The 23,610-nt window shown below is 45.0% G+C and carries 15 protein-coding genes; 11 read left to right on the top strand and 4 right to left on the bottom strand.

The window, feature by feature from the left end:
* Nucleotides 1-10: 10 nt before the first annotated feature.
* The 6 genes from VYM24_RS08455 (at nt 11) to VYM24_RS08480 (ending at nt 8,680) form a co-directional block, all read left to right on the top strand.
* On the top strand, nt 11-1,030 hold the full coding sequence (locus VYM24_RS08455) for an efflux RND transporter periplasmic adaptor subunit (protein WP_256141458.1): 1,020 nt from the start codon (nt 11-13) through the stop codon (nt 1,028-1,030).
* 111 nt (nt 1,031-1,141) lie between these two features.
* Complete coding sequence (locus tag VYM24_RS08460) at nt 1,142-4,312, top strand: efflux RND transporter permease subunit (RefSeq protein ID WP_330941945.1); 3,171 nt, start codon at nt 1,142-1,144, stop codon at nt 4,310-4,312.
* Nucleotides 4,313-4,411: 99 nt separating this feature from the next.
* Nucleotides 4,412-4,705 carry a PG0541 family transporter-associated protein gene (locus VYM24_RS08465; protein WP_149925024.1) on the top strand — a complete coding sequence of 98 codons (294 nt, stop codon included), beginning with the start codon at nt 4,412-4,414 and terminating at the stop codon, nt 4,703-4,705.
* A gap of 133 nt (nt 4,706-4,838) precedes the next feature.
* Complete coding sequence (locus tag VYM24_RS08470; protein WP_291554483.1) at nt 4,839-6,212, top strand: SGNH/GDSL hydrolase family protein; 1,374 nt, start codon at nt 4,839-4,841, stop codon at nt 6,210-6,212.
* Nucleotides 6,166-7,212, top strand: a complete 1,047-nt coding sequence (locus VYM24_RS08475; protein ID WP_425286642.1) for an SGNH/GDSL hydrolase family protein — start codon at nt 6,166-6,168, stop codon at nt 7,210-7,212. The genes VYM24_RS08470 and VYM24_RS08475 overlap by 47 nt, the downstream gene beginning before the upstream one ends.
* Nucleotides 7,193-8,680 carry an MBOAT family O-acyltransferase gene (locus tag VYM24_RS08480; protein WP_291554482.1) on the top strand — a complete coding sequence of 496 codons (1,488 nt, stop codon included), beginning with the start codon at nt 7,193-7,195 and terminating at the stop codon, nt 8,678-8,680. Before VYM24_RS08475 ends, VYM24_RS08480 begins: the two co-directional genes overlap by 20 nt.
* A 32-nt stretch (nt 8,681-8,712) precedes the next feature.
* On the opposite strand, the gene VYM24_RS08485 is transcribed toward VYM24_RS08480, so the two are convergent.
* Nucleotides 8,713-11,043 carry a glycoside hydrolase family 20 protein gene (locus tag VYM24_RS08485; RefSeq protein WP_330941946.1) on the bottom strand — a complete coding sequence of 777 codons (2,331 nt, stop codon included), beginning with the start codon at nt 11,041-11,043 and terminating at the stop codon, nt 8,713-8,715.
* A 1,450-nt stretch (nt 11,044-12,493) separates the two neighbouring features.
* The gene (locus VYM24_RS08490; RefSeq protein WP_291555113.1) at nt 12,494-13,330 is read right to left on the bottom strand and encodes a helix-turn-helix domain-containing protein; all 837 of its coding nucleotides are present in this window, start codon (nt 13,328-13,330) and stop codon (nt 12,494-12,496) included.
* A 172-nt stretch (nt 13,331-13,502) separates the two neighbouring features.
* Here VYM24_RS08490 and VYM24_RS08495 point away from each other — a divergent pair, with 172 nt between their 5' ends.
* From VYM24_RS08495 to VYM24_RS08505, 3 genes are all read left to right on the top strand, one after another.
* Entirely contained in the window at nt 13,503-14,660 is a 1,158-nt protein-coding gene (locus VYM24_RS08495) for an efflux RND transporter periplasmic adaptor subunit (RefSeq protein ID WP_330941947.1), read from the top strand.
* Between the two features lie 3 nt (nt 14,661-14,663).
* On the top strand, nt 14,664-17,858 hold the full coding sequence (locus tag VYM24_RS08500; RefSeq protein ID WP_330941948.1) for an efflux RND transporter permease subunit: 3,195 nt from the start codon (nt 14,664-14,666) through the stop codon (nt 17,856-17,858).
* Nucleotides 17,859-17,979: 121 nt separating this feature from the next.
* Complete coding sequence (locus VYM24_RS08505) at nt 17,980-19,344, top strand: TolC family protein (protein ID WP_330941949.1); 1,365 nt, start codon at nt 17,980-17,982, stop codon at nt 19,342-19,344.
* A gap of 90 nt (nt 19,345-19,434) precedes the next feature.
* Here VYM24_RS08505 and VYM24_RS08510 read toward each other — a convergent pair whose 3' ends face one another.
* On the bottom strand, nt 19,435-20,364 hold the full coding sequence (locus VYM24_RS08510; RefSeq protein WP_044272234.1) for a DUF5106 domain-containing protein: 930 nt from the start codon (nt 20,362-20,364) through the stop codon (nt 19,435-19,437).
* Nucleotides 20,365-20,488: 124 nt separating this feature from the next.
* Between VYM24_RS08510 and VYM24_RS08515 the strand changes: the two genes are divergently transcribed.
* Together VYM24_RS08515 and VYM24_RS08520 are read left to right on the top strand one after the other, a co-directional pair.
* Nucleotides 20,489-21,823, top strand: coding sequence for an MATE family efflux transporter (locus VYM24_RS08515; protein ID WP_330941950.1), 1,335 nt, complete (start codon nt 20,489-20,491; stop codon nt 21,821-21,823).
* A gap of 57 nt (nt 21,824-21,880) precedes the next feature.
* Nucleotides 21,881-22,564: an SGNH/GDSL hydrolase family protein gene (locus VYM24_RS08520; RefSeq protein WP_299089007.1), complete on the top strand. Its 684-nt coding sequence runs from the start codon at nt 21,881-21,883 to the stop codon at nt 22,562-22,564.
* 76 nt (nt 22,565-22,640) lie between these two features.
* On the opposite strand, the gene VYM24_RS08525 is transcribed toward VYM24_RS08520, so the two are convergent.
* Entirely contained in the window at nt 22,641-23,288 is a 648-nt protein-coding gene (locus tag VYM24_RS08525; protein WP_044272238.1) for an HU family DNA-binding protein, read from the bottom strand.
* Nucleotides 23,289-23,610 lie beyond the last annotated feature (322 nt).

The raw sequence follows: 23,610 nt of genomic DNA on the forward strand, positions 1-23,610 counted from the left end.
TCACAACGATATGAAAAAAAGTGTTCAATTGATCGCCCTGGTGGCCGTTGCTCTGCTGAGCTCATGCGGCGGTGGAGAGAAAGACAAGGCTGCAACTGAAAAGGTAGATGAAAAACCGAGAGTAAAACTGGCTGCTGTAATGGCACGTCCTGTAGACCAGATCCAGGAATATACTGCTACTGTCCAGGCAGAAGTGAAAAATAATATCGCTCCTTCTTCCCCGGTGCGTATCGATCAGATATTTGTGGAAGTGGGTGACCGTGTATCTAAAGGTCAGAAATTGGTGCAGATGGATGCTGCCAACCTGAAACAAGCTAAGTTCCGTTTGGACAATCAGGAAATAGAGTTCAAGCGTACCGACGAATTATATAAGGTGGGCGGTACTTCCAAATCAGAATGGGATGCTGCTAAAATGGCATTGGACGTACAGAAGACAACGTATAAGAATCTGTTGGAAAATACGGCGCTGCTCAGCCCCATCAATGGGGTGGTGACGGCTCGTAATTACGATAACGGCGATATGTACAGTGGAGGTGATCCGGTGCTGGTAGTAGAGCAAATCACTCCGGTGAAACTGATGATCAACGTTTCCGAAGGCTACTTTGCGAAAGTAAAGAAGGGCGCTCCCGTAGCTGTTAAGGTAGACGTGTATGGCGATGAAGAGTTTGAAGGAACGATAAATCTGGTTTATCCGACCATTGATTCGAATACCCGTACTTTCCCTGTTGAAGTGCGTTTAACTAATCGTGACCAGAAAGTCCGTCCGGGTATGTTTGCACGTGTAACGCTGAACTTCGGAACACAGGAGCACGTAGTTGTGCCCGATTTGGCTATTGTGAAACGTGCCGGTTCCGGCGACCGCTATGTATATGTATATAAGGACGGAAAAGTTTCTTATAACAAAGTTGAACTGGGACGTCGTATGGATACGGAATATGAGTTGATTTCCGGTGTGGATAACAATTCACAGGTGGTTGTTGCAGGGCAGTCCAAGTTGGCTGATGGCGTAGAAGTAGAGGTAGAGAAATAATTATAAATGAAGAATTAAGAATTAAGAATGAAGAATCTGGTTGTGCAACGCAGTCTTGCCGCAGGGTAATTCTTCATTCTTCATTTTTCATTCTTAATTAAAAAAGACAATATGAGTTTATACGAAGGAGCGGTTAAAAAACCGATTATGACCTCGCTCTGCTTTTTGGCAGTAGCGATATTTGGTCTGTTCTCTTTGTCAAAATTACCGGTGGACCTTTACCCGGATATCGAGACCAACACCATTATGGTGATGACTTCCTATGCGGGAGCCAGTGCGTCGGATATTGAGAACAATGTGACCCGTCCGTTAGAAAATACGCTGAATTCTGTCAGCAACCTGAAACATATTACTTCCAGATCTTCAGAGAATATTTCTGTGATAACATTGGAGTTCGAATATGGATATGATATTGACGTGCTGACGAATGATGTGCGTGATAAACTGGATATGGTAAGCTCTCAACTTCCCGATGAAGTGGAGACACCTATTATCTTTAAGTTCAGTACGGACATGATTCCTATCCTGCTGCTTTCCGTTCAGGCGGAAGAGAGTCAGCCGGCACTTTATAAAATATTGGACGACAACATCGTAAATCCGCTGGCTCGTGTGCCGGGTGTGGGTACGGTGTCTATTTCCGGTGCACCCAAGCGTGAGGTAAATGTTTATTGTGACCCTAACAAGCTGGATGCTTATAATCTTTCAGTGGAGACCATCAGTTCCATCATCAGTGCTGAAAACCGCAATACACCGGGTGGTACCTTCGATGTGGGAAACAATACCTATTCACTCCGTGTAGAGGGAGAGTTCAAGGACCCCAAGGAGATGGAGAATATCGTAGTAGGTACGTACAATGGAGCTTCCGTTTATTTGCGCGATGTGGCAACAGTGGTAGACTCTGTGGAAGAACGTGCGCAGAAGACGTATAGTAATGGTGTACAAGGTGCTATGATTGTGGTACAGAAGCAATCCGGTGCCAATTCTGTGGCTATTTCGCAAAAAGTAATTGATATGCTGCCACAGTTGCAGAAATCGTTACCGAGTGACGTGAAACTGGGCATCATTGTCAATACTTCCGATAACATTCTGAATACCATCGACAGTTTGGAAGAGACTATCATGTACGCTATGTTGTTCGTAATCCTGGTAGTGTTTGTATTCTTGGGGCGTTGGCGTGCTACGGTTATTATCTGTATCACTATTCCGATGTCATTGGTAGCCTCATTTATCTATTTGGGTATTATAGACGGCGGTTCGTTGAATATTATTTCGCTCTCTTGTCTTTCCATTGCTATCGGTAATGTGGTGGACGATGCTATTGTAGTGCTTGAGAATGTGACGACCCATATTGAACGAGGGTCCGAGCCGAAGCAGGCAGCGGTTCATGCCACGAATGAGGTGGCCATCTCCGTTATTGCCTCGACGCTGACCATGATTGCGGTATTCTTCCCGCTGACTATGGTGAGCGGTATGTCCGGTGTATTGTTCCGCCAGTTGGGTTGGATGATGTGTGTGATCATGACTGTTTCTACTATTTCGGCTTTGTCATTTACACCGATGATGTGTGCGCAGCTCCTGCGTTTGCAGAAGAAGCAGAGCAAGATGTTCATCGCTTTCTATAAGCCGATTCAGCGCGGGCTCGATGCTCTTGATGTGTGGTATCAGAATCGTCTGAACTGGGCAGTGCGTCATCGTATAACTATCATGGTTGGTTGTGCCATTTTCTTTGGGGCAAGTTTGTTCTGTACCAAGTATATTGGTACGGAGTTCTTCCCGGCGGCTGATAATAGCCGTATCGGTGTGAACTTGCAACTTCCCATCGGTGCCCGTGTAGAGCGTGCACAAGCGCTGGCTTCGGAACTGACGGAAAAGTGGATGAAACGTTACGAAGGTGTGATGAGGGTTTGTAATTATACTGTGGGACAGGCTGATTCGGATAATACTTTTGCTTCCATGCAGGACAATGGTAGTCATATAATCAGCTTTAACATCAGTTTGGTGAGTCCGGGCGACCGTAAAATCAAGTTGGAAACAGTCTGTGATGAGATGCGTGAAGACTTGAAGGGCTATCCCGAGTTGGATAAGGCACGAGTAATTTTGGGTGGTAGTACCGGTGGTATGAGTGCCCAGGCCAGTGCCGACTTTGAAGTATATGGTTATGATTTTACCGCTACGGATAAAGTCTCGGCCGAACTGAAAGAGAAACTGCTGAATGTAAAAGGTGTGAGTGAAGTAAACATCAGCCGTCAGGATTATCAACCTGAATATCAGGTAGACTTCGACCGTGAGAAACTGGCATTGCATGGACTGAATCTGTCGACCGCTTCCGGTTATCTTCGTAACCGCGTGAACGGAGCCTTAGCTTCTTATTATCGTGAGGACGGTGATGAGTACGATATCCGTGTGCGTTATGCTCCTGAGTTCCGTACAAAGATTGAAGATTTGGAGAACATTCTTATTTATACACCTTCAGGTGAAGGTATCCGTGTGAAGGACCTCGGTAAAGTGGTTGAACGTTCGGCTCCTCCTACCATCGAGCGCAAGGACCGTGAACGTATTGTGACTGTATCCGCTGTTATTTCCGGAGTTCCATTAGGTGACGTAGTGGCCGATGGTAATGCCATTATCGATAAGATGGACTTGCCGAGCGGTATTTCTATCCAGATTTCAGGTTCGTACGAGGACCAGCAGGATTCATTCTCCGATTTGGGTACGCTGGCTGTACTGATCATCATTCTGGTATTTATTGTAATGGCCGCCCAGTTTGAGTCTTTGAGTTATCCGTTCATTATCATGTTCTCCATTCCGTTTGCATTCAGCGGTGTGTTGATGGCACTCTTCTTTACGGGCACAAACCTGAACGTAATGAGTTTGCTGGGTGGAATCATGTTGATTGGTATTGTGGTGAAGAATGGTATCGTGTTGATCGACTACATTACGCTTTGCCGTGAGCGAGGCATGTCGGTGATTCATTCTGTGGTTACGGCAGGCCGTAGCCGTCTGCGTCCGGTATTGATGACCACACTGACTACTATCCTTGGTATGGTGCCGATGGCTGTAGGGCAGGGTGAAGGTGCCGAGATGTGGCGTCCGCTGGGTGTGGCTGTAATTGGTGGCTTGACGGTATCTACCATCTTGACGCTGATTCTGGTTCCCGTTCTCTACTGTTCGTTTGCTGGTATCGGTATCAGCCGCAAACGTGGCAAGATCAAGAAAGACCGTGAACTGAACGATTACTATCAGACTCATAAGGAGAAAATGACGAAACCCAGAAAACAGTGAGAATAATTACGAATTACAAATTACGATGAACTGTATAATTCGTAATTCATAATTCGTAATTCATATATTATATATCATAATTTGTAATTCATAATTAATATGAAATCAGTATTTATAACATTCGACCAGGCATTCTTTGAGCGTATCATGGCGTTGCTTGATCGCCAGGGTTGCCGTGGATTCAGCTATTGGCAACAGGTGCAGGGACGTGGCAGCAAGACGGGTGATCCTCACTATGGTAGCCACGCATGGCCCAGCATGTGCTCTGCTATTATTACTATTATAGATGAAGCTAAAGTTGACCCATTGCTCGATGCACTCCATCGGATGGACGAAGAGACGCAGCAACTCGGTCTCCGGGCATTCGTCTGGAATATTGAGAAAACTATATAGTTTACGCAAGACGCTCGCATAGGGTATTGGAGGCGTTCACTAATAACTTGATAGAGGGAAATCTTACAAAACGTGAAGATTTCCCTCTCTTTTTATGTCTTTTCTCTATCTTTGCAAATCCTTTATGGACAACATGGAAAAGAATTATCTGAAATATACTTGCATTTGGGCATTGATTATATTGGCAGGCTTGTTACTGATGTACTTCCTGCCCGGTTTTACGGTAGGTGAACACGTGATGAGGCGTGTCGACTTGCTGAGTGACGTGCGTACTCAGAAAGATATTGCGGAAGAACCGGACAGTTTGCTTCCGTCTCCACCGAAGGTGAAACCGGCTTTTGTGGATACCTGCCGTGCGGGTATGACGTGCATTGAAGACTACAGCGACTCCACTCTGCGCGGCATGACACCTTTTTACCGGGCTTTGGATGAATTGGCGCAACGTCCCCGCCGGGTACGTATTGCCGTTTTCGGAGATTCCTTCATTGAAGCGGATATACTTACTGCGGATTTGCGCAATATGTTGCAGGATAAATATGGTGGTTGCGGAGTAGGTTTTGTTACCATTACTTCTATGACCAGTGGATTCCGCCCTACCGTGCGCCACTCGTTTGGCGGTTGGCAAAGCCATTCTGTAATGGATTCTACTTTCTTTGATCGCAAAAAGCAAGGCATTTCCGGACATTACTTTGTTCCCCGTCCCGGTGCTTATGTGGAACTGAAGGGACAGAATAAATATGCTTCCCATCTGGATACCTGTGAACAAGCTTCTATCTTCTTTTATAGTAAAGGAGAAGTCACTCTTTCTGTGAATGTCAACCGGAATGAAAAGCAAACCCGTACCTTCCTGGCTACAGATGATTTGCAGGAAATGCAAGTGGATGGAAACATCGGTTCTGTCCGTTGGACGGTTGATGAGGCGGATTCTACCTTATTCTATGGTTTGGCTATGGATGGTAAAAAAGGAATTATCCTGGATAATTTCTCTTTGCGCGGTAGTTCGGGCTTATCCTTGCGTTCTATTCCTGTGTGGATGATGCACGAATTTAATGAGCAGCGTCCTTACGATCTGATTATCTTGCAATATGGATTGAACGTTGCTACTGAACGTGGACGGAATTATGACAAATACATTGCAGGTATGCAGACTACTATTGATCATTTGAAGGATGCATTTCCTCAAGCAGGTATCTTGATAGTCAGTGTGGGAGACCGGGATTATAAGACGGAAGATGGCACTTTGCGCACAATGCCCGGCATTAAAAATCTGGTGCGTTACCAACAAAATCTGGCGGCAGATAACGACATTGCTTTCTGGAATATGTTCGAAGCAATGGGAGGAGAGGGAAGCATGGCGAATCTGGTACATGCCAAGCCTTCTTTGGCGAATTATGACTATACGCATATTAATTTCCGGGGAGGTAAGCACCTGGCAGGCCTACTTTATGAAGCGCTTGTGTATGGAAAGGAACAGTACGACAGGAGGAGGGCTTATGAAGCGGAATAATAGAATAAAAATCGTATTGGAGGTTTCAAAAGCATATTTTTCATCCGCAGATAACACGGATAACGCAGATTTTAAATATAAGAATCCGTGTCATCCGTGTTATCTGCGGATGAAGAATCTCTTTATCACAACTTTGTTTCTTCTGTGCTTCTTTCCGCTTCATGCCCAGGACCCTATTCCATCCTGTCCTCTAATCAGCAAAGCTACAGCAAATTGTGACACACTTCGTTCCTATTCCCAGCGTACGGATACTGTTGCTGTTCCTCAAATAGCTTTTCCTTCCGGTTTTCAGCAACTTGGTGAAAATGAGTTGACGGATAGCCTTGATATTCTCAATCCTTTTTGGGAAAAGTTGCGTCTGTTACATGCCGGCTTTTCTACAGATACCATCCGTATCGTACATATCGGTGACAGCCATATCCGTGGACGTATCTTGCCCCGTACCACCGGAACGCTGCTGACAGAAACTTTTGGTGCTATCTCTTATACCGATATGGGTATCAATGGCGCTTTTTGTACCACCTTTACCCGTCCTGACCGTATTTCTGATATTGCTGCCCTGCATCCCGACCTGGTTATACTTTCTTTCGGAACGAACGAAAGCCATAACCGACGTTATAACACCCTGTTGCACTACCGACAAATGGATGAACTGGTGCGTATGCTTCGCGACAGTCTGCCCAATGTACCCTTACTGATGACAACTCCTCCCGGCTCCTACGACAGTTTCCGGAAAAGTCGCCGCCGCCGCACCTATTCCATTAATCCCCGTACTGCTGTTGCCGTAGAAACCATGCGTCGCTTTGCTGATGACAACGGTCTTGCCGTGTGGGATATGTACGAAGCGGTGGGAGGGAGACAGCGTGCTTGTCTGAACTGGCAGGAAGCAAAATTGATGCGTCCGGACCATGTACATTATCTTCCCGAAGGATATGTGCTGCAAGGTGAATTGTTTTATCAAGCTCTTTTAAAAGCCTATAATGATTATGTGGGATATTGACTTTAACCGTCTGCAAGATGTATTCGTTTATGACCCGCAAGCGCCGATGATATTCAGTAGCGGCATTTTCTTGTGGTTGTTTGCAGCATTTATACTGGTTTATCTGCTGTTGCAACGCCGTCTGACTGCACGCTTGTTGTTTGTTACCGCATTCTCCTATTATTTTTATTATAAAAGTAGCGGAACTTACTTTTTCCTGCTGGCACTTGTCACGGTAAGCGATTTCTTTATCGCTCGTTTTATGGCAGGTACTTCCGTAGGCTGGAAACGTAAGGCAAGTGTTGTGCTTAGCCTTGCTATTAATCTTGGTTTGCTTGCATACTTCAAATATACTAATTTTCTGGGAGATGTCTTCGCTTCGCTGGTAGGCGGCACGTTCCATCATTACGATATATTCCTCCCTGTGGGCATTTCTTTCTTTACTTTCCAGTCACTTAGCTATACCATCGATGTTTATCGCAAAGATATAACCCCTCTTACTAATTTGCTGGATTATGCTTTTTACGTATCCTTCTTCCCACAATTGGTGGCAGGTCCTATTGTACGTGCCCGTGACTTTATTCCACAGATACGCCGTCCTTTGTTCGTATCCCATGAGATGTTCGGAAGGGGGATATTCCTGATTGCAAGCGGTCTGTTCAAGAAAGCGATTATTTCGGATTATATCAGTGTGAACTTTGTAGAGCGTATTTTTGATAATCCTACGCTCTATTCCGGGGTAGAAAACCTGATGGGTGTTTATGGATATGCCTTGCAAATCTATTGCGACTTTTCCGGATACAGTGATATGGCTATCGGAATAGCCTTGTTGTTAGGTTTTCATTTTAATAAGAACTTTGACTCTCCTTATAAGTCCGCTTCCATTACAGAGTTTTGGCGGCGATGGCACATTTCGCTTTCCAGTTGGCTGAAAGATTATCTCTATATATCTTTGGGTGGAAACCGGAAAGGAAAGATTCGCCAGTATGCCAATCTTGTTATTACTATGTTTTTGGGTGGTTTGTGGCATGGGGCTTCCTGGAACTTTGTCATTTGGGGATTGTTCCATGGTATTGCTTTGGCGGCACATAAATTCTGGATGACATTGACCGGAAGAAAGAAAGGAGAAGAAAGCCACGGCATCCGCCGTTTCTTCGGTATACTGATCACATTCCACTTTGTTTGTTTCTGCTGGATATTCTTCCGTAATGTGGACTTTTCCACTTCTTTGGATATGATCAAACAGATCTGTAACACTTTCCGTCCGCAACTTTTCCCGCAACTGATTGCAGGCTATTGGGAAGTGTTTGCACTGATGGCATTGGGTTTCTTTCTGCATTTCTGCCCTGATCGTTGGGAGAACGCTTGCTGTAAAACAGTAACCCGCCTTCCCCTTATAGGAAAGGCGGCTCTGATGCTTGCTTTAATTTACTTGGTAATCCAGATGAAGAGTACGGAGATTCAGCCTTTCATTTACTTCCAGTTCTAAAATTTCTCCTCTCCCTTCATTGGGAGAGGTTTCTAATCCACCTCTATTTCGTCAATGAACATATAAGCAGCTTTTCCTTCGCCTGCATGTCCTTTCGGCAGGGCAGGGCTACGCTTGATAACAACTTTCACATACCGTGCTTTTACCGGATCAAAAGTTATCTCATAGTTTTCCACACCTTTCTTATCAATATTTGTTTCAGCAGGAATATCCTTAACGGCTACTTCGCGGAACTCTTTATTATCGTCAGATACAGAGACTACCAACCCTGTACTTCCCATAATCCAGGCACTCATATCGACAATGGCGTTCGTAGCTACCCGTTTGATTTTTGTTTCCTGTCCCAGGTCGATGATGGCTTCCACATCACCACCTACAAAACCTAACCAGGCTCCGGTGGCATAGCTATCGTTTCCCTTCATACCATCTACTAAGGTGATAGCACCTCCGAATTTATATTTTTCCGAAGGCTGGAAGGTCAGTTCGATAGGGCAATATGTAGCCTTATTGAAAGAAATCTTTTTATTCACCACTTTGCTCTTTCCTTCCGGGCGGATAACCACTGCCTGGAAATCTGCTGTTTCAGTAATGGCAACAGGTTCTGTGTATTTCAATGAAGCTGTAGTCGGTTCGGTCCCATCTAATGTATAATAAATAGGAGCGTCATCAATAGTACTCAATGTAACTACTACCGCTTTCTTGGCAACATCCGGTGTGAAGTCGACCTTCAGATCGAATACATGCTTGGCATAGTTGAAACCATCTCTTTGATAGAACTTCATCAGGCGGGCCAGACGTTTAGTGAAATCTTTGAAATCCTTCTTTTCGGGCTGTGTCCATTGTACTTCGGCAAGGGCAGCCATACGGGGCAATACCATGTATTCCACGTGTTCTGTGGTAGTTATGTACTCTGTCCATAAGTTGGCTTGGGCACCAATAATATGTTTTTTCTGTTCTTCATTCAGATCGAAAGTAGGATCCAGACTATACACCTTTTCTATGGGTACATATCCACCGATACCCAGCGGTTCATCCTTGGTGTCTGCCGTCTGATAATAATCGAAATAACAATAGGTGTTGGGCGTCATAATTACATCATGCCCCATTTGTGCCGCTTCTATGCCTCCGGATGCTCCGCGCCATGACATTACTGTCGCATTGGGGGCTACATCGCCTTCCAGAATTTCGTCCCAGCCGATAATCCGGCGTCCCTTGCTGTTCAGGAACTTCTCGATACGTGTCATGCAATAACTTTGCAGGCGATCTTCTGCGGTATGTTTTTTATCAGCTTTCAGCCCTTCCGCTTTGATACGTGCCTGGCATTTCGGACATTTTTCCCAACGGGTACGTGGAGCTTCATCACCACCGATATGTACATATTCTGATGGGAATATTTCGATGATTTCACTCATTACGTCTTCCAGGAATTGCATGGTTTTATCATTACCGATGCAGAGTACGTCTTCAAATACGCCCCAACGAGGACATACTTCATATGGACCGCCTGTACACCCCATTTCCGGATAAGCAGCTAATGCGGCAAGCATATGTCCCGGCAAGTCTACTTCCGGAATTATCGTGATGTAACGTTCCTGCGCATACTTCACGATTTCTTTAGCTTCTTCCTGTGTATAGAAACCACCATACGGCGTATTGTCATACTCTTGTGTGTTTCTTCCGATTACCGTACGACTGCGTTGAGAACCTATTTCCGTAAGTTTCGGATATTTCTTAATCTCAATACGCCAGCCCTGGTCTTCAGTCAGGTGCCAGTGGAAAGTATTCATATTGTGCAGTGCCAGCAAGTCTATATATTTCTTTATAAACTCTTTGGGGAAGAAGTGACGTCCTACGTCAAGGTGCATGCCACGATAACTGAAGCGCGGTTCGTCCTTAATTTCACCTGCCGGTATCAGGACGGTTGCTCCTTTGGCTTCGGCGGGAATGGATTTGCGTAAAGTCTGGATGCCATAGAACACTCCGTTTTCGGTTTGTCCGTTGATGCTGATTCCTTCGGGGGTGGTAGTCAGCACATAGCCCTCCTTGTTTGCAATGCCCGGGTCGAGTCCCAGTACAATTGCATTTTTTACCTGTTCTCCTGCTGCGATGGCCTTTATTTTCGGTGCATAGTTCGTGGCTTGTTGGATGTACTCCGACAGGAACTCAGCATTGCGTTGCAATAAGGCATTGTTTTCCGGATAAGCGATGAGAACATTTTCGTTCAGTTTGAACGGATTTCTCTGGGTTAAACTTACCTCTTGGGGGAGAGGTATCACTTGGTAGTTAGCTTCTTTCTCCGCGGTACACGAAGCGCATGCCAAGGCGAGAGCACCTGCAAGAAGTGCGTGGTTAAGTTTTCTCATGGTGTTAGTATTTAATTGATTCGTGTACAAAGTTATCAAATAAATGCTAAAAAACTATGCTAACCGGGCACATTGTTTTGTTTTCTTACAGTGCAAGAGGATTTTGTTCACGTTACGACTGATTTTAAGTGTTTTATTACTCTAAATTATCTCATTGTACTTTGTTTATAACGGAAAAGAAATGAGTTTTCACCACAGAGGAACACAGAGTATCACGGAGTTCTATTCTTTTGATTTCAAATTGATTAAACTCAGTGAGACTCTGTGTTCCTCTGTGGTGAATTAATTCATAACCCTTACAGAAACGAATATAATTACTAGTCATCAGTTCTTCTCCTTTCTCTTGTTTTGTTTTCATTTCAACAAAGGTACCATGAACATGTTGAATGTTAAAATGCCGGGTATGGATTTATTTTAAGCGCCCGTTCACTTTTCTTTTTTGCTTTCAAATAAAAGTTGAGCTCATTTTACTCTCACTCCTCTCACTTTTCGGACAGCTTGGGGGAGGAATGCTGATTCGCCGCATGAACAAAGCGTTTGTCTCGGCAAGATGGCGAAGTGATTGAAAAAAAAAGGAATATGACGGCAAAAAGTCAGAGGAATAGATTATAAGCTAACAATCGCTGTTTTCGAAAAGTATAAAATAGAGGCTTTTCCAAACGGATTACCGCATATACATGCAGTATATTCGCATTTTTCCTGTCGAATATGGAGAATTGAGCCGCCGGATCTATATCTCCAGCAAGTCCGATCTATATTTCCTGCGTGTCCGATCTATATTTCGGGCACATTGGATATAGAGATCGGGCACATTACTTGTTAATCCCCGGCACATAGTATCTTAATCCGTGGCACATTGCTTGTTATTTTCTGTAGAATAATTGTACGTATTTCTGTATTTGGTTGTCATACAGTAGAATGCGTTTTTTCCTTCCCGTATTTCCTCTGCAACGCACTCCCGGACGCAAAGAAACGATTCTCGGAGCGTTGATAATACAAAATGTCAGAATGATACTTAGCGCCCATCCGGAACGGTTTTGAATGAACGGGATTCATCCGTTTCCGGTATCTTTCTGAAGGATAGCTCATGGAGCAAATGATATTTATGTACCGAAGGCGAAAACCAGCACATATCTGACGATATTGGGGCTGTTTAGTGCCGTAAATACGGTGATTTTGCATAGATTATGAAGAAACGGTATCTATGCGCATTAGTAGTTGATATACAGATGATTAATATGCATTTCTTGTGTGATTATCGAAAAAAAAGTGTCGACAACGCTCTTAACTACACTTACATACACTCTTCCAACACTCATGTAAGCAACTGTAAGTGAGCGGATAATCGGGAATAGTGTCGATAAATTATCATTTATAAACCTCCGTGTACTCCGTGGTGAAAAGATTCAAAACCCGTCTGAAATGCGACAAGTTATAGCAATAAGTTTCATCATATTCTTTTTGCCCTATATTCCTTCGGTGACATCCCCGTATGCTTCTTGAAGTACCGTCCGAAGAACGACTGGTCGGGAAAATTATATCGGTCGGCTATCTCTTTCAGTGAGAGGTTGGTGGATTGCAGGGCAACTTTGATTTCCAATGTGAGGAATTCATCGATAATTTCTTTAGCGGAAATCTGGCCTACCTCTTTAGTTATAGCAGAAAGGTAACGTGTAGAAATACAAAGTTGCTCGGCATAAAAGGCTACATCTCGTTGTGCGGTACAATTAGTATGTACCAGGTGAATGAACTTTTTGAACAGTTGCCCTTTCCGGTTCCCTCCTTCCAATTGCTCTTTGGTGAAGTATCGCTGCACTTTATCATAGGTATCCAAAAATAATATCTGAAGCAAGTTCTGGGCAATGCTTTCGCGGAATTGGTTTTCCTTGTCGGCATAAATAGCAGCACTTGCCTCTATCATTCCCAGGATGGGGCGTATTGTTTCGAGCCTGGTATGTGTATAACAGGAATTCTCTTTCATGAAATGCATGAATGCCGGATCCAGACGGAAACAGGCGACCTTCATCATTTCGCCCGAATAGGCGAAATAGTGTATCCGGAAGTCTTGACTGGCCGATCTGAGTGAAAGAATAGAACCGGGCAATAACGTGATATTCGTATTCGGTATAATGTGATGCTTCTCCAAATCTATGGTGATTTCCGCTTCTCCGCTGGAACAGAACATAAGGACTCCATTCGTCAGTTTGACGAGTCGGTTGTGATAAAATTCCAGGTTATCGCTTCCGGATCTGAAGGTTTCTGCTTTCGTGGTTAATAATGGATTCATACTTTATCTTTTTAAAGTTTTGCTGGAACAAAGGTAGAAGTTCTTTTTGGAATGTTAAGCAATCCGTTCCGATAATGAACAAAGGAGTGCGACAAATGAAACAAGTTGTTGTTCAAAAACGGCATACCTTTGCCGCCGACATAGCAAAAGATGTTTTTAAAAAGATTGTAGTATGACAACAAAGAAGAGATTGATTAGACAAATGATGGTATTCATTTGTGGAGTAACATTAGTAGCATGCGGACAGGCTCCTACCGTGCAGACCAGTTCTGAGTATGAGGTGATGAGAATCACGACATCCGACAAGGAATTGCAAACGACCTATTCTGCGAGTATCCGGGGAAGACAAGACATTGACATTTACCCGCAGGTATCAGGTTTCCTGACTAAACTCTGTGTGGAAGAAGGTCAGGCAGTCCGCAAAGGGCAAGTCTTGTTTATTATTGACCAAGTACCTTACCGTGCGGCTTTGCAGACTGCGGAAGCTAATGTGGAAGCGGCGCGTGCAAGTGTAGCTACGGCCCAACTGACGTATGACAGTAAAAAAGAATTGTTTGCCCAGAACGTGATTTCCGAGTTCGATTTGCAAACATCTTATAATAACCTGCTGACGGCGAAAGCACAATTGGCGCAGACGGAAGCTCAACGTGTAAGTGCCGCCAATAACCTTTCTTATACGGAAGTGAAAAGTCCTGCCGACGGTGTTGTAGGCACTCTGCCCTATCGTGTGGGCGCTTTGGTTAGTGCCAGCCTGCCTAAACCGTTGACTACGGTTTCTGATAATTCCGATATGTACGTTTACTTCTCGATGACAGAAAACCAGTTGCTGGATATGACGCGCCGTTACGGTTCCAGGAGTAAAGCATTGGAGGAAATGCCTGCTATTGAATTGATTTTGAATGATAAATCCACCTATCCTTCGCAAGGTAAGATTGAAACAATCAGTGGGGTTATCGATACTTCTATTGGAACTGTCAGTCTGCGTGCCGTATTCCCGAATAAGGAAGGATTGTTACAGAGTGGGGGAGCCGGCAATGTAGTGGTCCCTGTTCAAAAACGGAACTGTATCGTTGTTCCGCAAGCGGCTACTTATGAAGTGCAGGATAAAGTGTTCGTATTTAAAGTAGTAGATGGTAAAGCGCAGTCTGCCCCGGTGGAGGTGACCCGTGTAAATGGTGGAAAAGAGTATATCGTAGACAAGGGCTTGAATGTGGGTGATGTAATTGTGGCTGAAGGCGTAGGGTTATTGCGCGAAGGTACACCTATTCAAGCTAAGGCAGCATCCTCTGCAACACAAGAAACCGCTAATCAACAAACAAAGGAGGATTAATCCATGAATCTGAGAACATTTATTGAACGCCCGGTATTTTCGGCGGTCATTTCTATAACGATTGTCATTCTGGGTATCATCGGGTTGTTTACCCTGCCCGTCGAACAATATCCCGATATTGCTCCGCCTACCGTTATGGTAAGCACCACGTACTACGGCGCCAGCGCGGAAACTTTGCAGAAGAGTGTTATCGCTCCGTTGGAAGAAGCTATCAACGGTGTGGAAGACATGACCTATATGACGTCTACCGCTACCAATGCCGGTTCGGTATCCATTACCGTCTATTTCAAACAGGGAACCGACCCGGATATGGCTGCCGTTAATGTGCAGAACCGCGTATCCAGAGCTACCGGACAGCTTCCGGGAGAAGTTACTCAGGTAGGTGTGACGACTATGAAGCGCCAGACCAGTATTTTGCAGATGTTTTCATTGCATAGCCCCGATAATTCGTACGATGAAAACTTCCTTGCCAACTACATGAGTATCAACTTGAAACCGCAGTTGCTGCGTATTGCAGGTGTGGGCGATATGATGATTATGGGTGGTGACTACAGTATGCGTGTCTGGATGAAGCCTGATGTGATGGCACAGTACAAACTGATTCCGTCTGACGTGACGGCAGCACTTGCCGAGCAGAATATAGAATCGGCTACCGGTTCGTTCGGTGAAAATTCGGACGAAACCTATCAATATACCATGAAGTATAAAGGCCGTCTGATTACACCGGAGGAATTTGGTGAAATCGTAATCCGTTCTACGGAAGACGGTGAAGTGCTGAAGTTGAAAGACATTGCAGATGTGGAACTGGGTAAGGAAAGTTATGCCTACAAAGGCGGTATGGACGGTCACAATGGTGTTTCCTGTATGATATTTCAGACGGCCGGCTCCAATGCTACGGAAGTAAACCAGAACATCGACAACCTGTTGGACGAAGTACGCAAAGACCTGCCGAAAGGTGTGGAGTTGACACAGATGATGAGTTCCAATGACTTCCTGTTCGCTTCTATCCATGAAGTAGTAAAGACTTTGATCGAGGCTATCATTCTCGTTATCTTGGTGGTATATGTATTCTTGCAGGACATCCGTTCCACATTGATTCCGTTGGTGGGCATCATCGTGTCACTGGTAGGTACCTTCGCTTTTATGTCCGTTGCCGGATTCAGTATCAACCTGATTACACTGTTTGCATTGGTGCTTGTGATCGGTACGGTGGTGGACGACGCCATAGTCGTCGTCGAGGCGGTACAGTCGAGGTTCGATGTCGGGTATAAGTCTTCTTATATGGCAAGTATCGATGCTATGAAAGGTATCAGTAATGCGGTTATCACCTCTTCACTGGTATTTATGGCGGTGTTTATTCCTGTATCGTTTATGAGTGGTACGTCCGGTACGTTCTATACGCAGTTCGGTCTGACGATGGCGGTTGCGGTAGGTATTTCAGCCGTTAACGCTTTGACGCTGAGCCCGGCTCTTTGCGCCCTGTTGCTGAGACCTTATATTAATGAAGATGGTACGCAGAAAAATAATTTTGCCGCCCGTTTCCGTAATTCGTTCAATGCGGCTTTCGATGTGGTGGTGAATAAGTATAAGAATGCGGTATTATTCTTTATCAAGCGTCGCTGGTTGTCATGGTCATTGCTGGTTTGCTCAGTGGTAGTGTTGGTACTCCTGATGAACTCTACGAAGACCAGTTTGGTGCCTGATGAAGACCAGGGTGTATTGTTTGTCAACGTAAGTACAGCTCCGGGTAGTTCATTGAAGACTACGGATGATGTTATGCTTCGTATAGAAGAACGCTTGGAAGCTCTTCCGCAAAAGTTACATATCCAGAAAGTAACCGGTTACGGATTGCTTTCCGGACAGGGAAATACATTCGGTATGATTGTTGTGAAGCTGAAACCTTGGGATGAACGTACAAAGAAAGAAGATCAGGTGCAGGCTGTCATCGGACAGATTTATGCCCGCACGGCAGATATCAAGGATGCCACAATCTTTGCAATTGCTCCGGGTATGATTCCGGGTTATGGTATGGGTAATGCACTCGACCTGAATGTACAGGATAAGTTGGGCACGGATGTGAATACCTTCTTCCAGACTACCCAGCAATACCTGGGTGCTTTGAACCAGCGTCCCGAAATCTCCATGGCCTATTCTACTTTCGATGTGCGCTATCCGCAATGGACTGTAGAAGTAGATGCTGCCAAATGTAAGCGTGCCGGCATTACTCCGGATGCAGTGCTCTCTACACTTTCGGGTTACTATGGCGGACAGTATGTATCCAACTTCAACCGTTTCTCAAAGGTATATAGGGTTATGATACAGTCCGGTCCGGAATACCGCATGGATGAGTCTTCATTGCACAACACCTTTGTACGGATGGCAAACGGTGAGATGGCTCCGCTGAGCCAGTTCGTTACGCTAACCCGCAGTTATGGTGCCGAGACTTTGAGTCGCTTCAATATGTATAACTCCATAGCTGTGAATGCCATGCCTGCCGAGGGATATAGTACGGGTGATGCCATCCGTGCCGTGAAAGAGACAGCGGAAATCAGCTTGCCGAAAGGTTACGGTTATGACTTCGGTGGTATCACGCGTGAAGAGAACCAGCAGAGTGGTACGACGGTAATTATCTTCGGTATCTGTATTCTGATGATCTATCTTATCCTGAGTGCGCTTTATGAAAGCTTCATCGTTCCGTTTGCAGTTATTCTTGCGGTTCCGGTAGGTTTGATGGGTACGTTCTTGTTTGCCAAGATAGCAGGATTGGAGAATAACATTTATTTGCAAACAGGTTTGATTATGTTGATCGGTTTGCTTGCCAAGACAGCCATTCTGTTGACGGAATATGCTGCCGAGCGCCGAAAGGCAGGCATGGGATTGATTGCTTCCGCAGTTAGCGCAGCCAAAGCCCGTCTTCGTCCTATCCTGATGACGGCACTTACCATGATCTTCGGTCTGTTCCCGCTAGTAGTAGCTACAGGAGTAGGTGCTAACGGTAACCGCTCGTTGGGTACGGGTGTAGTAGGTGGTATGACCATCGGCACACTGGCATTGCTTTTCATCGTTCCGGCTTTGTTTGTCACCTTCCAGTGGTTGCAAGAACGTCTTCGTCCGGCTCAGTCCATGCCTACCAAAGACTGGCAGATTGAGGAGGAGATGGAAGTGAGTAAGAAAGAAATAGAAGAATCACATAAATGAGAATTTAATGAGGAATGAAGAATGAAGAATTTGGCTGCGCAATGCAAGCATGCCGCAAGGTAATTCTTCATTCTTAGTTCTTCATTTAAATAAATTGTCATATACAAATAATATTATAGTAATGAAGAAACAAATCATCACTTTAGCTGTCGCAGCCTTGCTGTTGAGTAGTTGCGGCATCTATATCAAATATGAACGTCCCGAAGTCAAGACCGACGGACTTTACGGGCAGGATGTAGAGGTGGAAGACACCGCCTCTATCGCCTCTCTCTCCTGGCGCGAGTTGTTTACCGACCCGCAACTACAATCTCTCATTGAGCATGCACTGCAAGGCAATACTGACTTGCAGTCCGCTCAGTGGCGTATCAAAGAAGCGGAAGCCACTCTGTCATCCGCCCGTCTGGCCTATCTGCCTTCTTTTATGTTGACTCCGCAGGGAGGTGTCAGTAGCTTTGATAAATCAAAAGGTTCCTGGACGTATAGCAGCATAGCATCCGCCAGTTGGGAAATTGATATTTTCGGTAAACTGACCAATGCGAAACGCCGTGCGAAAGCTTTGTACCTTCAGAGCCTGGAGTACGAACAGGCTGTCACTACTTCGTTGATAGCCAATGTGGCAAATATGTATTATACCTTATTAATGCTCGATGCACAATATAACGTCTCTGCCGAAACTGCCGCCAAGTGGCGTGAGAGCGTGAAGACAATACGTGCCATGAAAGCAGCAGGTATGACGGATGAGGCCGGAGTAGCCCAGACCGAAGCAAACTGTTATATGGTAGAAGCCTCTTTGCTCGACCTTAAACAGCAAATCCGTGAAGTGGAGAATTCACTTTCTATTTTACTGGGTGATGTGCCCGACGCCATCGAACGTGGAAAGCTACAGGGACAAAATTTCCCGGAAGAACTTACCGTTGGCGTACCTTTGCAGTTACTCTCCCGTCGTCCCGACGTGAAGAGTGCGGAACTCTCGCTGGCACAGGCCTTTTATAGTACCAATGCGGCACGTTCAGCCTTTTATCCTTCCATCACTTTGGGAGGTACGGCAGGTTGGACAAATTCTGCCGGAAGCATGATTATCAACCCGGGTAAGCTGTTACTCTCTGCAGTTGGTTCACTGACACAACCTTTATTTAATAAAGGATTAAACATGGCACAGTTGAAAATAGCCAAAGCCCAACAGGAAGAAGCTAAACTTTCTTTCCAGCAGGCTCTGCTGAATGCAGGAAGTGAAGTGAATAATGCCCTTACCCAAGTGCAGGTGGCCCGCGGTAAAACAGAGTTGCGCGACGGACAAATCACTTCATTGGAAACTGCAGTGCGCAGCACGCAATTGTTGATGAAACATGGCAACTCCACTTATCTGGAAGTACTTACCGCCCAGCAATCGTTGCTCTCTGCCCAACTGACGCAGATAGCCGACCGCTTCGATGAGATACAGGGAATTATCAATCTCTACCAAGCCTTAGGTGGTGGCAGGGAATAAAGAATAAATCATATACTCTCTCTTCTCTCGTTTCTTCATCCCCTTTTATCCTTCACGAAGTGGAGTGGTGAGAGGGGATATTTTTAGTGATCACTTATTCAGGTACTGGTCAATCTGTGCCACCGTTGCATCTTTCAGCAGTACTTTTTTGTCTTTATCCAATAGATACAGGGTAGGTATCGCTTTCAGGTCATACAGATTCTTTTCCTTTATAACGAGTTTTTTATCATACCCGTTTATCCATTCTTTGGGGAAATCCGGTAGGTGTCTTTCCCATTCTTCCTTATCTTCATCCGGATAAATAGCCAGTATCTTTAGACTTCCTGCTGCAAACTCCTTGTTGATGGCAGGCGCCTGTTTCAGTGCTTCTATGCCTTCTTCACAAGCATGACATCCCGGATTGTTGATAAACAGCAGCGTATATTTTGCTTTCACTCCGTAGAGCGTACCGCTTTTTCCGGACAGCAGTGTATAGGTGAAATCTTCTGCCGGCCTTCCGATACGATTCTGTTCTGCCAGTTCCCGGCGTCCTTGCGGAAGTATTTTCTCCGTATCATTCAATACTTTACTTTCCAGCATGGCGTCCAGTACCGGAATGTAAAATTCTTCATTCCGCATCGGAGAATTCGGATCATACAGATATTTTTCTGCTAAGTCCGTATAATAGAAGAATACGACTTTCTTCTGATCTGCCATCTTATACATTTGCTTTATGGCAGTTATCGCAGTAGTGTCCGGTACTATCTTCAGGATATCTATAAAGTCCACCCATGCTTGTTCCGTAACATCCGGAAGGTTGATATAAGTGGTATCGGTAAAATCCATATTGTCCCAATAGTGCCGTACCAGATAGTCCGCACGCAATTCGGGAGTGTTCAGCATGGTTGGTATAAGGGGGAGCGTGAATTTTTTTACGGTGTCTGCCTGGACTGCCGTTTCCTTGTTGTCGTTCGCTTTCCGGCTACCGCATGAGGCACACAGGATCAGGAATAGGAGGAAAATGTTGAGAGAAGTTTTCATAATTCAACTACTTATATAATGTATTGAGAGACAAAGATAATGCAAATGTTTTAATTACCATTTGTTAAGTATCAGCAAATTTATGAAGCCTACCTTTGCCCCGCTTTTTTAAAAACAATGAGATATGCAAAGGGATAATTTGGACTTCAAAAACATGAGTGTGAGTAAGTTGTTTACAAAACAACTCTTCCCCACGTTGCTGGGTATGGTATCATCCGCATTGTTCACTGTTGTCGACGGGATATTCGTAGGACGCGGAATAGGTAGTGATGCCATTGCCGCGGTGAATATTGCGGCGCCTATTTTTATGATAGCGGCCGGGTTGGGACTGATGTTCGGTATGGGTGGAGGAATTCTTGCTTCCATTAATCTGTCTCGTGGCAAATTGGTGGTCGCTAATATCAATGTCACGCAGTCAATCGTCATGCTGACGATTGTCAGTATCATTATGGGAATACTATTGACTGTGTTCCCCGAAACTGTAGTAACCTTATTAGGAGCCGAAGGGCATCTGACGGAATTGTCAGCGGAATATCTGTTTTGGTTCTCCATATCCATTCCGTCCACGGTCTTACTGGTGGCATTGCCGTTCTTTGTACGCCTGACGAATCCTAACTTTGCCATGTGGGCTATGCTGGCGGCTACTGTTGTCAATATCTTGCTCGATTATATCTTTATCTTTGTTTTTGAGTGGGGATTGTTCGGTGCTGCTATCGCCACTGATTTGGGAGAATTGGTGGGAACACTTTTACTCTTGGGTTATCTGCTTCGTCCCTCCGTATCGGTTCGGTTTGCCAGGTTGAAGATGAGCATCAAGAGCATCCGCCTGACACTGAGGAATACATGGTATATGCTGAAACTGGGTGTTTCATCCTGTTTGAGTGAAATAACGATTGCTGTCATGGCTATTGCAGGCAATTATGTGTTTATGAGCCATCTCGGAACGGATGGGGTAGCGGCTTATAGCATTGTCTGCTATCTGTTCCCTATTATTTTCATGGTGTTTAACGCTATGGTTCAGTCGGCACAACCCATTGTCAGTTACAATTATGGTTGCGGACAGTTATTGCGGTCCAATAAAGCGTTGCGTTTATGCATTGTTTCCGCCGTTGTGTTTGCTTTGGTGATTAGTGGAGTGTTTGTCTGTTTCTCCGGTGATATCGTTTCTCTGTTCTTGCCGGACCGGACAAGTCATGCCTGGCAGTATGCGGTTGCCGGTCTGCCTCTGTTTGCTGTCGATTACATTTTTTTCGGGATAAATGTAATCACAATAGGGTATTATACCAGTATTGAACGTATTAACCTGGCAATGAGGCTTACGTTGCTGCGTGGCATATTGCCGGTCTTGTTCTTCTTCGTACTTCCTGCATGGTTGGGAGTGACGGGCATCTGGCTTGCTGTGGCGGCAGGAGATATTACTACAACAATCCTTATTGTGTTGTGCAGAAAGAAAGTTTAGTATGGCTGTACCTATGAATTATTTTCAATACATTTGCATACAAAAAATACATTTATCATGAAACGCAACTCTTTCTTATTATTTGTAGCGATTCTCTTCACTTCGGTTTCAGTTTCTTTTGCCCAAAAGAAACTCTCCATCCTTGGAGACTCTTATTCTACATATTACGGTTATGTCACTCCCGACACCAACCTCTGTTGGTATGGCGTACCGGAAGAAAAGAGAGAGAATGATGTGAAGCGGGTGGAGGATACCTGGTGGTATCTTCTTATCAATGAGCACGGTTATCAGATGGAGCGTAATAATTCCTATTCCGGTTCAACCGTTTGCCACACCGGTTATGAGAAAGCGGATTACTCGGATCGTTCCTTCGTAACGCGTATGGACAACCTGGGTAATCCTGATGTTCTCCTGGTCTTTGGCGGTACGAACGACAGTTGGGCGAAAGCCCCTGTCGGCAGCTACCAGTATGCAGATTGGACTAAAGCCGATCTTTACAACTTCCGTCCTGCCTTCTGCCGACTGATGGGCTATCTGACTAAGCGCTATCCGGATACCCGAATCTATAATATCACGAACACCGAACTGTCGGAAGATGTAACCACTTCTATGGATGAAATCTGCCGCCATTACGGAGTAACCAATATCCGCCTGCGCGATATTGACAAACAGTGGGGACATCCCTCCATAAAAGGAATGAAGAGTATTTGCGAACAGGTGTATAAAGTAATAGAAGAATAACATATGCCCCCTTCCACACCGCTGCGTCCCTTTATTCATCGGGCATAGCGTGTGGAAGGGTGTTCTTTTTGCTGACTTATCTCGTTACGAGCCGCTCCCGGCTGACTCCATAATATCCTGCCGCCGGCACATATATCGGTTGCGTCTTCCTTCCTATATTTTCTATCTTTCCTTCCGCATTCAGCCGTTTCAGGTGCTCCGCAGCTTTCGACCGCATAAAGCCGCATATACGCTGGAAATCGGCACGTGTCATCAGTTGATGTTCTGCAAAATACGCTTTCAGCCGCATATCTATCTCTACATCGGACAGTTTACCGGAGTGCCCGCTGTGCCTGAAGTTTTTCAGTTTCACGTTGCCCACCTCGTCCTTCAGCGCACGGTCGGCACGGAACTTGATACCTTTCAATCTCACCTTTTCATTTTTCCGGTCCGTCTCCCTTGTGATTCCTTTTTCACTTTTCAGTGTGGGGTAGAAATAGCCGATACCATCCAGATGTACTTGCCGCCCTTCCGATAATTCCTCGCCCATCACATGAGAAAGCGCGTCGAGCACTGCCGACACATCAGTTTCAGTCAGCGAGCTGCGTTTCTGTATTTTTCGGCGGATTTCGTCGGTTCCTACTTTTCCATTGAGGGTGATGCGTGCATGGATCGTTGTTTTCTCAGTTTCGTCCGTTTCATTGTTCGGTACCGGAGTCTCATACCATTCAAAAAGTATTGCCATTGCTTGTCGTTTTACAATTGATGATGCAAATGTACCATATATATAAGGGAAGAGCAAATTTTGAACGAACCATTCATATCGTTTGATTATAGTCGGCAGGTTTGCTGATTGCAATCAACAAGCTTGCTGACAGTAATCAGTAAGCCTGCTGACTATAATCAAACGCTGCGGATGCCTTATGCAAAAGACGATGATCCCATATGTGAAATCACAACGATATATACCTGCTTTACTAGCGCTGATTAGTTGAACGGATTTCTCTGAAACGTTTGCAAACAGGCCTTTTATGATGCTAACTTCGTAGCATTAATCACTAAAATAG

This window comes from Bacteroides sp. MSB163, from assembly GCF_036416795.1.
Taxonomy (GTDB): Bacteria; Bacteroidota; Bacteroidia; order Bacteroidales; family Bacteroidaceae; genus Bacteroides; species Bacteroides maternus.

What these genes read in the sequence shown, in the direction of transcription:
- VYM24_RS08455 (WP_256141458.1), top strand. Translation starts at nt 11, where the DNA reads ATGAAAAAAAGTGTTCAATTGATCGCCCTGGTGGCCGTTGCTCTGCTG.
- VYM24_RS08460 (WP_330941945.1), top strand. Translation starts at nt 1,142, where the DNA reads ATGAGTTTATACGAAGGAGCGGTTAAAAAACCGATTATGACCTCGCTC.
- VYM24_RS08465 (WP_149925024.1), top strand. Translation starts at nt 4,412, where the DNA reads ATGAAATCAGTATTTATAACATTCGACCAGGCATTCTTTGAGCGTATC.
- VYM24_RS08470 (WP_291554483.1), top strand. Translation starts at nt 4,839, where the DNA reads ATGGAAAAGAATTATCTGAAATATACTTGCATTTGGGCATTGATTATA.
- VYM24_RS08475 (WP_425286642.1), top strand. Translation starts at nt 6,166, where the DNA reads ATGGAAAGGAACAGTACGACAGGAGGAGGGCTTATGAAGCGGAATAAT.
- VYM24_RS08480 (WP_291554482.1), top strand. Translation starts at nt 7,193, where the DNA reads ATGATTATGTGGGATATTGACTTTAACCGTCTGCAAGATGTATTCGTT.
- VYM24_RS08485 (WP_330941946.1), bottom strand. Translation starts at nt 11,043, where the DNA reads ATGAGAAAACTTAACCACGCACTTCTTGCAGGTGCTCTCGCCTTGGCA.
- VYM24_RS08490 (WP_291555113.1), bottom strand. Translation starts at nt 13,330, where the DNA reads ATGAATCCATTATTAACCACGAAAGCAGAAACCTTCAGATCCGGAAGC.
- VYM24_RS08495 (WP_330941947.1), top strand. Translation starts at nt 13,503, where the DNA reads ATGACAACAAAGAAGAGATTGATTAGACAAATGATGGTATTCATTTGT.
- VYM24_RS08500 (WP_330941948.1), top strand. Translation starts at nt 14,664, where the DNA reads ATGAATCTGAGAACATTTATTGAACGCCCGGTATTTTCGGCGGTCATT.
- VYM24_RS08505 (WP_330941949.1), top strand. Translation starts at nt 17,980, where the DNA reads ATGAAGAAACAAATCATCACTTTAGCTGTCGCAGCCTTGCTGTTGAGT.
- VYM24_RS08510 (WP_044272234.1), bottom strand. Translation starts at nt 20,364, where the DNA reads ATGAAAACTTCTCTCAACATTTTCCTCCTATTCCTGATCCTGTGTGCC.
- VYM24_RS08515 (WP_330941950.1), top strand. Translation starts at nt 20,489, where the DNA reads ATGCAAAGGGATAATTTGGACTTCAAAAACATGAGTGTGAGTAAGTTG.
- VYM24_RS08520 (WP_299089007.1), top strand. Translation starts at nt 21,881, where the DNA reads ATGAAACGCAACTCTTTCTTATTATTTGTAGCGATTCTCTTCACTTCG.
- VYM24_RS08525 (WP_044272238.1), bottom strand. Translation starts at nt 23,288, where the DNA reads ATGGCAATACTTTTTGAATGGTATGAGACTCCGGTACCGAACAATGAA.